Source organism: Bradyrhizobium sp. AS23.2 (assembly GCF_001908185.1).
Lineage (GTDB): Bacteria > Pseudomonadota > Alphaproteobacteria > Rhizobiales > Xanthobacteraceae > Bradyrhizobium.
Window position 1 is genome coordinate 1 of sequence record NZ_LGHM01000106.1, and the last position, 10,196, is coordinate 10,196.

A 10,196-nucleotide genomic window follows, 5' to 3' on the forward strand; every position below is an offset into this window, starting at 1 on the left:
CCCCCATGCTTTCGTCAGGTTCCCTGCATCGACCCGTGTGTTGTACGCATCAAATGGCCCCTGCCGAATATCCATTGCAGCGTAGCCGCCGGACAGCAGGCCGTGGATTGCCGAAAGCGAGTACTCCACTGCACACTCCGCGGAAAAGATCGCGCTGCCATTGACCACGGCGCCCGTCGTCGGACCTCCAGTCATGAAGAGATTCGGGAATCCCGGCATCGTGATACCGAGATAGGCTCGACAGTCTCCGGCCCACCAGTTGTGGAGATTCTTGCCGGATCGACCGACTACCTTGATCGGCATCAGATAGTCTGACGCCTGAAAGCCGGTCGCAAAGACGATGACGTCGACTTCGTGCAGGGTCCCGTCGCTCGTGACGATACCGCGCTTATCAATGCGCACGATCCCGTCGCTGATCAAACTGACATGAGGTTGCTTGAGGGCTGCGGCCCAAACCCCGTTATCCCTCAGCATTCGCTTCGCACCGGGAGGGTAGCTTGGCGTCATCTTCTCGAGAAGATCGGGACGATCCGCCAACTGAGCCTTGAGGTGCTCGATACATTCGAGACGAAGGCCCTCATTTGCCCGTCCCACGGAGATTGGGTGATCCCAATCGGGCTCAACCTCGACCAGCGGAAGCCGACCTTCCGCGGCGATCCAGAACTGCCAGAACCTGAACCAGCGTCCGTAGTAGGGAACGTGACGGAGCAACCATGCCATCCCAGGCCGAATCCGTTCGTGGTAGGTGGGCGTGGGAAGCATCCAAGGCGGATTGCGCTGAAACACCAGCAGCGCCGACACGGAATCCACGATGGACGGCACAATCTGATAGGCACTTGCGCCTGTCCCGACGACGGCAACGCGCTTGCCGCTGATATCGAGACCAGCCGGCCACCGCGACGAATGGAACAACTGTCCCCCGAACGCATCCAGGCCGGCAATGTCCGGAAATGCGGGCTGGTTGAGTTGGCCGGTGGCCGTAATGATGGCACTGAACCTGTCCTTCCGAATGCGACCGGTCTTGTCTCGCGTCTCGACGAGCCAGTGCGCCGAGCCGTCGTCATAGGTCAGCGAGACGACTTCCGTATCGAATTCGATATTGGACCGGACGGACGTATCGTCTGCGACCGCGGACACATACTTCTGGATCTCGACTTGTCGCGAGAACTGTTCAGGCCAATCCTGCTTCTGCGCAAAGGAGTAGCTATAAGCGAAGTTGGGAGTATCCAGGCGACATCCTGGATATACATTCTCCCACCAGACGCCCCCGACATCGGAATTTCTCTCAAAGACCTTGTAGGGAACGCCGGCTTGCCCCAAGCGATATGCGGCGGCTACGCCCGAGAGGCCCGCGCCGATGACTGCGACTGAAAAGTCGCGATCGGGCGCGATGTCCGCCTTTCGCCAATCGGGAGCGCCGAGATCGCGCGGCAAAGCGAGCTCGTGCTTCAACAGCGGCACGTATTCTTCGCCGGTCCCACGCGCGAGAAACTTCATCGCCCGCTCGAGCAATGGCGCCGCCGGATCCGGTGGCGGCGATCCCCTGTCTCGATAGTCGATGAGTGCGCGGACTGCCAATTCGCGAGCCCTCTCCTGGGCCTCCTGGCTCAGACCGCCCTGAGGCTTGATCGACGCACCCATTCTCGAAGGCGGCGGCTGCAGATCGTCTGCCAAGAGACCTTCGTCGTTCGTAAGCGTAGCCAGCGCCGCCAGAAGGGCCGGCAAATCCGCGTCCTTCACGGCGGCCACGATTTCCGCGTTGCTAGCGACGATCGGCTCGACATGATCGAGCTTGCCTACGCCGCCCGGCATGAAAGACGCGATCGGTTGAGGTCCGGCCATGTTCATCACGCATTCTCCGAACGCGCGAGATAGGTTTTGATCAGCTCAACCACCTCGGCCGGGCGTTCAATATTGGCCTCATGACCGGCGTCGATCGTGACTGCCGAAATGAGCGGGGATAGATCGGCAAGCTTCTGCGCCCACCCCTTTTCCAGCAGCGGATCGCGCAGGCCCTCGACGAGCAGGGATCGCACTGCCGTCTTCGCCAAACATTGAAGATAATCGTCCGCCGGTGCCGCCCTTTCGACAGACGGGTTCTTCAACCGCGGGGCCATAAGGGTCTCCCAGTGGCCCGGGATAAGGCTGTTTTCGTGCCGTTGACGGATTTGATCCTCAAGACCGACGGTTGAACCGGCGATGAGCTCGGTGAGCGTTGTTGCCGCCTCAATGCTCGGCGTGTAGTCGGCCAACGCCACGATGCCAGACTGCAACCGGTACGGGCCGCCCGTCCCCGAGATGGAGATCGCCCGGCGGATTTTCCAGGGATTTCCAGGCGCGACGGTTGCTCGCATGATCAGCGATCCGCCGAACGAAGCCCCGACATAATCGGCGGACTCGATGCCGACATCGCGCACGAAGGCTTCGATATGCGGAATTCGCGCGGCATAGGGCGAACGATCGAAGTACGCGACCTTGTCTGTACCGCCCCAACCCAACAGCTCCGGCGCCAACACATGATAATCGAGCGCCAGGTCGCCAAGGATCGCACCCCAGCACAATTCCGCTGTCGTACCAAATGCGCCGTCGTGAATGAGCACGAGCGCTGGCTTCGCCCTATCGCCCGCTTCCAGATATCGGGTTTTGAACCCGCCAGCGTTGATATGCCTGATCTCGAATTGCGGTTTAGCCATCTTCCGTCCCATCGCCTGATTTCTTCACTGGCTGCGCGCCCGGGTTCACCCGGAGGAATGCGCCGCTGCAGGTCGATATCTAGCGCGATGGATCGCACGCCTTTAGCGCGAAACGCTGATAGCTGGTATCGTCGGAACTGATACGCCGACGACAACGCGCTCCACTCAATTCATCACCGAGCCGCCATCGACTGATAGCGTCTGCCCTGTCACGAAGTCGCTGCCCGGCGAGGCCAGAAATACCAGCGTGTCCACGAGATCCGCAGGCACAGCCTCTCGCTTGATCGCCCTTGAGGCGATGTTGCTCGCAACAATCTCGCCCGACCAACTCGGATTTGACTTCATACCTTCGCTCATGGTCAAGCCGGGCGCGAGCGCATTCACGCGGATCCCGCATCCTCCAAGCTCCCTCGCTGCGGCGCGCGTCAACGATATGATCGCTCCCTTGGAGGCCACGTAGTGCGGAATCCCGGGCGACCCTTTGATTGCAGTTCCGGATGCGATGTTGATGATCTTTCCGTAACCACGATCCTTCATCGGTCGCACCGCAGCCTTGATGCATTCGAACGTTCCGCGCGCATTGACGGTCATCACGCGATCCCATTCGTCCGAACTTACGTCAGTCAGCGAACCGAGCCGGATTTGCCCCGAGATGGCCGCGTTGTTGACGAGAATATCGAGGCCTCCAAACGTCTTGACGGCCTCATCCACGAACGCTTCGACGGATTCCGACCGCGTCACATCGAGCATCACACCCTTTGCCTGCCCGCCAAGGGCGCGAACGGCGGCGCATGTCTCGTCTGTTGAAACGATGTCCCCGACGACAACGGAGGCGCCCGCTTTTGCCAGTGCGATCGCAAACTCCGCACCCAGGCCTTGCGCCGCTCCGGTAATTGCGGCCACCTTTCCCGCCAGCAAATCTGCCATTTTACGCCTCGTTGTTCGATCAAAAGAGATTTACGAGGCGCTCGCACCGCCATCGACCGGAATCACTGCTCCGGTGATGTAGCTCGATGCAGGCGACGCCAGGAGCAACGCGAGCCCCTTGATTTCGTCCGGCTGACCAAGACGCCCCATCGGGACGTCGCGGGTGAAGCCGGCCGCAACCTCCGGATCATGCAATCGCCCCTGACCAATATCGGTGAGGAAAGGACCGGGAGCGATCGCGTTGATCGTGACGTTGTGCGGCGAAAGCTCAATCGAACTTTGCCGAACCAGATTGCTGACGGCAGCTTTCGTCGCCGCATAGGCGTAACCGCACATCCGCTCACCACGAAGGCCTGCAACCGACGCCGTGACGATCAGCCGGCCCGACCGCTGCTTGATCATTTGGGCTGCGGCAGTCCGGATCGTCACGAAGACGCTGGTAAGGTTGATCTGCAGGAGGCGATTCCAGCGATCCAGATCGACCTGCGCCAGGCTGCCGGCATCGGTCAGCGGCCCCGGCCCCGCCGAAATACCGGCGTTCGCGAACACGACGTCCAGTCGCCCGAGACGCCGCGCTGCATCGTTGATCGCGCGCGCCAATCGATCCGTGTCTGCCACATCGACGATTTCTCCGCGCACGTCGAGGCCTTGTCCGGCCAAACGCTCGACAGACGCGGTCAGCGCATCCGGATCGATATCGGTCATCACCACGCGTGCCCCCGACTGGGCCACGATCTCGGCCATCGCCAGGCCGAGCCCCTTTGCCGCTCCGGTAACGAAGGCGACCTGACCTCCGAGATCAAACATCGTGTTGCGATCCATGATGAGCACCTACCAAGCTGAAAGAGATCGGAAGGTGCCGGGGAGTCGGAAGACCCCCCGGCACCTCATAGTTCCAAGCAGGAAACGAGGCCTCAGGCTGCCGAGCGCGCCTTGGTCTCAATCACCGCGAACGAGCGTCCCGCGGTTTCGGGCAGCAACAGCGCGGCGACGGCACACACCAGCGCCGCGACGAGTCCAATCATCATTCCGCCGGCAAGTCCGCTCGTGTTGTGCGCAGCCACATAAGGGACGACAAACGGAGCGATGCTTCCGATGCCACGGCCGACCATGTAGATGGTCGATACGGCGGAGGCGCGAAGTTCGACCGGATAGAGTTCCGAGAACCACGGACCGAACATGCCGGCACCCGTCTGCCCCACTCCCCAGACGACGTACCAGCCGAACAGCGACCAAACGAACGGCGAGCCCGGGAAGGTTGTCTCCGCGGCCATATAGATGCCGATGAAACCGACGATGCTGATGACGGTCGGCACGACAACGCCGACCTTGCGGCCCAGACTATCCGTAAACCAGCCAAAGACGAGAAATGCGACAGCCAGGGCGACTGAAAACACGATCGTAATCGTGCGAATGGCTTCCGCCTCCGCGCCCAACGATCGCATGAATCCCGGCATGAAGACCGTGATCGCATAGAACGCGAACATGTAGCCCGATACGATCAGGAAGCCGAGCACAGTATAACGAAGGGAAGCTCCCTTGAATATCTCGATGAGCGGGTTGGCTGCCTGCGCCTTCTCGGGCGGCAATTCCCCGGCCGCGCGCATGCGCTCGTATTCAACCCAAAGCTTCGACTCCGGCATCCAGAACCGGACATAGACCATGAGGAGAATGGGCGAACCGCCAGTCAGCAAAGCAATTCGCCAGCCCCAATCCGGGCTGAAACTGCTGAGTGCCCACACCGCCACGACCGAGGCCGCGGCGATGCCTCCCGTCGATGCAGCCTGGATCACCGAACTTCCGAAACCGCGCCGATTCTTGTCCCAAACCTCGTTGAACAGGACGATGCCAGCACCCCATTCACCCCCCAGGCCGACGCCGGTGATGGCGCGTGTCACGAGGAGAGAATTGAAATCCCAGGCGAAGGCAGAAAGAATCGCACCGACGGAAAACAATCCAAGCGTCCACAGCAGCGAATTCTTTCTGCCGATCCGGTCGCCGAGCCACCCGAACAACACACCCCCGATGACTGAGCCGGCGAGCGTCACGGTTGTGATGACGCCTGCTTCCGTCAGCGAAATGTTGAGCGACTTCTGAATGGCGCCCATGATGAACGAAATGATCAGTATGTTGTAGAAGTCGAGCCCGTAGCCGAACAGCGTGGAGATGAGGACACTGCTCTTCTCCTTGCTGGTATAAAGAAGCGATGGCTGCTGCATTGGTATTTCCCCTCGTCGATTATCGTTCTCTGCGTCCGCGTCTGTCGCTGGACGTGATCGGCGCGGGTGACCATTGCGATCGAAATTCGAGACTGGATTTCACCGGATCGAGATGATCGATAAGAGCCATCGTCGCCCCGCGCGGTCGCGACACTAGGGGAACTGATTGTCGCCGACAGCATCGGCCGGCTGATATCTGGTATCTCGAAGCCTGATGGCGGGCCGGACTCAACCTGATTTGAGCGCGCCGATTTCACGCCAGATGCTGTCCACGACCCGAAGCTCTGCTTCAATCGCTGCGATGAATTGACGCGCCGCAATGTTCGGCGGCCGCCGCTTGTCGTAAACGAGATACAAGTCGAAGGGGATTGCGGGACTTGCGATCGGATAAATGTAGATGCCGGATCGACTGGTTTCGCGGCAAAGCGAAATAAAGGGGGCGAGAACGCCCCAATCAGAAGAGATCGCCAGCTCGAAGGCGCCAATAGCACCGTTGATCTCAATCGTTCTTGTTGGCTTGATGAGCCCCTTGTCGATGTAGGACTGGACGAGCGATCCGAAACTCTGGTTCTGCGCCGGCACGATCAGCTTCAGATTTTCCATTCCGCCCAACTCGCACGGGCGAAATGATGGCCCATTGAGAGGTGCGCCCGACATCAAGACGACGCGGTCCTGGTAGATCAATCTCTGGATCAAGCCCCCTTCTTCAGACGGCCGCACCCCGAGCGCGAAGTCGACGTTCCCCTCTCGCACCCAATCGATCAACGTACCCGTGTAGGCTTCGGAGATCTCCAGCTGAACGTCGGGATGCCGCTCCATGAAGGGCAGCAGGATGCTGCGTAGGACGCCGCGGTTGAACGAGCCGGGCAGACCGACCCGGATCACGCCCGATAATGCCTCCAGATCGCTGGCGCCGGATAGCTCTTCCTGGGCAAGCGCGAAATTGCGCGCGATCGGGACGCAGCGCTCGTAAAACTTGCGCCCTACCTCCGTGGGTTCGACTCCGCGCGGCAGTCGGTTGAACAACAGCACACCAAACTCGTCCTCGATGCGTCGAATCTGCATGCTCAGCGCACTTTGCACGACGTTGGCTTTCGCGGCCGCTTTGCTGAAACTGCCCTCCTCATACACCCAGATAAAATAGCTAATCTGCTTGAAATCCATGATACCGCTTCCGTAGCAAACCGCCGTATACACAGCCGGCGCGCCCCCGGTGGGAGCGCCCCCGGTACGACGGCACTGCCGCCGTGATCGACGCCCGGAACATGATCGCTGCCATTGAAGTCGACGACCACGCTACCCGGACCATCGGCGGCCGCGAAATGCCGCGGGCCGGCATCGCATGGAACCGGGAAAGTTCGGGCCTTGTACGAAAATGGCGCGCCCGGAACGATTCGAACGTCCGACCCTCAGATTCGTAGTCTGATGCTCTATCCAGCTGAGCTACGGGCGCGTGTTTCGCAAACAGCGATTGCGGGTGTGGCCCGCGATGCATCTCCCGGAGGCCGGGAGGGGTGCGAAAGAGCGCTCTGACTAACCGCTCTTGTCCCGATTGGCAAGGTCCGGGATGGGGAGATTTTGCAGGAAAGATGTCATTCCGGGGCGCGACGCAGCCGCGAGCCCGGAATCCATAACCACCAGTCGGGATTATGGATTCCGGGCCAGGCCCTGTGGGCCATCCCGGAATGACGTATGCAGCGGCAATTTCCCCCGAAAATGACGACCCGGTCGGCCTCTGGCCGACTACGCCCTCGCCCGCTCGTTGCGGATGGAGAGCAGTTCCACGGGGCGGTCGGGGATGACGATCCGGAAAGTGGCGCCGATGGTGCCTTCGACGAGGTGAATGTCGCCGCCATGGGCGCGGACCAGCTCGGCGGCGATGGCAAGGCCGAGGCCGCTGCCGCCGGGGCGTCCGGAGGTCTGGAACGCCTCGAACAGATGGTCCCGGGTCTTCTGGGGCACGCCAGGGCCGGTATCGGAGACCTCCAGGATCGCGACGGCGCCTTCGCGCTTGCCGGTGATCCGGATCTGCTGCGCGCCGCCATCGCCCGAGGAATGGCTTTCCAGCGCCTGGGCAGCGTTTCGGACAAGGTTGAGCAGCACGCGGAATAGCTGGTCGGGATCGGCATCGATCGCGAGCCCGCGCTCGATCGCGGCGACCCAGGCGATCGAGGCGTCGCTGGCGAGCCCCGCGGTCTCGCGCACCTCCAGCACGACCGGCTCGATCAGGATCATGCGGCGGTCGGGCGCGGCCTCCTGGGCGCGGCCGTAGGACAACGTCGACTGGCAGAAGGCGATGGCGCGCTCGAGCGAGCGCACCAGCTTCGGCGCGAAGCGCTGCACACGCGGATCCGGCACACTGGCGAGCTGGTCCGACAAAAGCTGCGCCGACGCGAGCAAATTGCGCAGGTCGTGGTTGATCTTGGAGACGGCGAGGCCGAGGGCGGCGAGCCGGCTCTTCTGATGCAGCATCGACATCAGGTCGCGCTGCATGTCGGACAATTCGCGCTCGGCCACCCCGATCTCGTCGCTACGCTGGCTCGGCACGATGATCCGCGCCGAGCTCTCGGGGTTTTCGTGGAAGCCGACCAGGCTCGCGGTCAGCCGCCGCATCGGCCGCACGAAGAGGTAATGCAGCGCGAGATAGACGAGGCCCGCGGTCAGCACCCCGATGATCAGCGCGACCACAACGAGGTTGCGGGAGAATCGATACATCGACTGCCGCAGCGGCAGCTCGTCGGTCACGATTTCGATGAACTGGGCATTGCCGACACCGGGCCCCACGATCCGGATCGCCTGGTTGCCAGTCTCCAGCATCATCCGGAACGAACCGGTGATCGCCTCCCAGGCCGTCATGTCGCGCAGGTCGATGTCATGCTCGATGGCGGCCGGCAAATTGTCGCTGGCGAGCAGCCGGCGCTGCTGACCCATCTTGATGGCCACGGCGCGGGCATTGATGCTTTTCAGGATCTGGCGCGACAGCGATTCGGGGACCATGCCGAGCGGCGCCGCATCCAGCACCAGCGCCGCCGTGTTGGCGGCCGCCACGCGGTCGTTGAGCCGGTTGACCCAGAAGTTGGCGATGGCGGGCACATAGAGCAGGACGGCCGCGATCATCACCAGGGGAACGGTGAGCAGCAGCAGCTTGCCGGACAGGCCGAGCCCGCGCGACCCGCGCGGCCGCGTCGCCGGCTGGTCCGGCTGATCCTGATCCTGGATCGGCTGGAGGTCTGTCGCTGCCACGAAATTCGCCCTCGCTGCTCGGCGGATGAAGGATGCGGCCGGGCCCCTGGTCCGGTCAAATTACGGATCGCTAATCTGCCAAGGTGGGATGTAAGCGCTGATATGGCGAGTCGCCACCTCAAGGGTTAAAAACCCCGCACATACAGCGATATTCACCGGTATCGTGCGCTCTTGCGGCGTTGACGAAAAGAAGGCGCTCCCTTATAAGCCGCGCAAATTGTCCGCGATGACCCGGTGCGACACCGGGAGCGGCTCTCTTTGGGGCCGAAAAGGGCCCATTTGGGGCCGCATCTTCAGGACTTTACCTTCAATTCTACAGGCAAATTGCCCGGTCAGCGGAGAAAAACCCGTGAAGCGGACTTATCAACCCAGCAAACTCGTGCGTAAGCGCCGTCACGGCTTCCGTGCCCGCCTCGCCACTGCCGGCGGCCGCAAGGTCCTCGCCGCCCGCCGCGCCCGCGGCCGCAAGCGTCTGAGCGCCTGAGCCGGACCCCCTTTTTGGGATTTCATCATGGATCGGCTGAGGCAGCGGGCGGATTTCCTCGCCGTTGCCAATGGCGCGCGGGTGAATAGTCCCGCGTTCGTCCTGCAAAGCCGCCGCCGCGACGACAGCGGCCCGATCCGGATCGGCTTCACCGTTACCAAAAAGAACGGCAACGCCCCCGAGCGCAATCGCATCCGGCGCCGGCTTCGCGAATTGGTGAAGCGGCTCGATCCGGTGTCGATGCAGCCCCATCATGATTATGTGTTGGTCGGCCGAAGGGACGCGCTCTCGCGTGACTTCGCCACCATGCTCGACGATCTGCGCATAGCGTTCACGAAGCCCGCGCGGCATACGCCCAAAGGACCGGCGAAGGGACGCGGCCAGAGGCCAGGTGCCACCGCCGCAGCCAGCCGCAAACCGGATTGATGACGAGACCCTAGAGATGACCGACAATCGCAATACCATCCTCGCCGTCATTCTGTCGGGCCTGGTGCTGATCGCCTGGCAGTATTTCTACAACGTGCCGCAGATGGAGAAGCAGCGCGCCCAGCAGCAGGCGCAGGCCGAGCTCCAGAAGAGCACGCCGCAGCCGACGGCCACCGCGACGCCGGGCGCCGCGCCGCAAGCCGG

The 10,196-nt window shown here is 62.1% G+C and carries 9 protein-coding genes, 1 tRNA gene and 1 pseudogene; 3 read left to right on the plus strand and 8 right to left on the minus strand.

Annotation, left to right across the window (positions count from 1 at the left end; all coding sequences use genetic code 11):
* From AC630_RS22105 to AC630_RS22140, 8 genes are all read right to left on the minus strand, one after another.
* The coding region (locus tag AC630_RS22105; protein WP_074120574.1) for a flavin-containing monooxygenase at nucleotides 1-1,848 on the minus strand (1,848 nt) is incomplete at its 3' end.
* Nucleotides 1,848-2,693, minus strand: coding sequence for an alpha/beta fold hydrolase (locus AC630_RS22110; protein ID WP_167561255.1), 846 nt, complete (start codon nucleotides 2,691-2,693; stop codon nucleotides 1,848-1,850). The genes AC630_RS22110 and AC630_RS22105, both read right to left, overlap by 1 nt.
* Nucleotides 2,694-2,858: 165 nt before the next feature.
* A complete protein-coding gene (locus AC630_RS22115; RefSeq protein WP_074120576.1) occupies nucleotides 2,859-3,620 on the minus strand; it encodes an SDR family NAD(P)-dependent oxidoreductase in 762 nt (253 codons plus the stop codon).
* A 30-nt stretch (nucleotides 3,621-3,650) separates the two neighbouring features.
* Nucleotides 3,651-4,442, minus strand: a complete 792-nt coding sequence (locus AC630_RS22120; protein ID WP_074120580.1) for an SDR family NAD(P)-dependent oxidoreductase — start codon at nucleotides 4,440-4,442, stop codon at nucleotides 3,651-3,653.
* A gap of 92 nt (nucleotides 4,443-4,534) precedes the next feature.
* The gene (locus tag AC630_RS22125) at nucleotides 4,535-5,839 is read right to left on the minus strand and encodes an MFS transporter (protein WP_074120577.1); all 1,305 of its coding nucleotides are present in this window, start codon (nucleotides 5,837-5,839) and stop codon (nucleotides 4,535-4,537) included.
* A 228-nt stretch (nucleotides 5,840-6,067) separates the two neighbouring features.
* On the minus strand, nucleotides 6,068-7,003 hold the full coding sequence (locus tag AC630_RS22130) for a LysR family transcriptional regulator (protein ID WP_074120578.1): 936 nt from the start codon (nucleotides 7,001-7,003) through the stop codon (nucleotides 6,068-6,070).
* A gap of 212 nt (nucleotides 7,004-7,215) precedes the next feature.
* Nucleotides 7,216-7,292: transfer RNA gene (locus tag AC630_RS22135), tRNA-Arg, on the minus strand.
* Between the two features lie 290 nt (nucleotides 7,293-7,582).
* Complete coding sequence (locus tag AC630_RS22140; protein ID WP_143198219.1) at nucleotides 7,583-9,082, minus strand: ATP-binding protein; 1,500 nt, start codon at nucleotides 9,080-9,082, stop codon at nucleotides 7,583-7,585.
* Nucleotides 9,083-9,431: 349 nt separating this feature from the next.
* On the opposite strand from AC630_RS22140, the gene rpmH reads away from it, so the two are divergent.
* The 3 genes and pseudogenes from rpmH to AC630_RS22155 all read left to right on the plus strand — a co-directional run.
* Nucleotides 9,432-9,566, plus strand: coding sequence for a 50S ribosomal protein L34 (gene rpmH / locus AC630_RS22145; protein WP_008542748.1), 135 nt, complete (start codon nucleotides 9,432-9,434; stop codon nucleotides 9,564-9,566).
* 27 nt (nucleotides 9,567-9,593) lie between these two features.
* Nucleotides 9,594-9,992 carry a ribonuclease P protein component gene (gene rnpA / locus AC630_RS22150; protein WP_074120579.1) on the plus strand — a complete coding sequence of 133 codons (399 nt, stop codon included), beginning with the start codon at nucleotides 9,594-9,596 and terminating at the stop codon, nucleotides 9,990-9,992.
* 16 nt (nucleotides 9,993-10,008) lie between these two features.
* Nucleotides 10,009-10,196, plus strand: a pseudogene (locus AC630_RS22155) (membrane protein insertase YidC); the annotation flags it as partial.

Bases quoted from the DNA above. Each gene is read 5' to 3' on its own strand.
- AC630_RS22110 (WP_167561255.1), bottom strand. From the start codon at position 2,693: ATGGCTAAACCGCAATTCGAGATCAGGCATATCAACGCTGGCGGGTTC.
- AC630_RS22115 (WP_074120576.1), bottom strand. From the start codon at position 3,620: ATGGCAGATTTGCTGGCGGGAAAGGTGGCCGCAATTACCGGAGCGGCG.
- AC630_RS22120 (WP_074120580.1), bottom strand. From the start codon at position 4,442: ATGGATCGCAACACGATGTTTGATCTCGGAGGTCAGGTCGCCTTCGTT.
- AC630_RS22125 (WP_074120577.1), bottom strand. From the start codon at position 5,839: ATGCAGCAGCCATCGCTTCTTTATACCAGCAAGGAGAAGAGCAGTGTC.
- AC630_RS22130 (WP_074120578.1), bottom strand. From the start codon at position 7,003: ATGGATTTCAAGCAGATTAGCTATTTTATCTGGGTGTATGAGGAGGGC.
- rnpA (WP_074120579.1), top strand. From the start codon at position 9,594: ATGGATCGGCTGAGGCAGCGGGCGGATTTCCTCGCCGTTGCCAATGGC.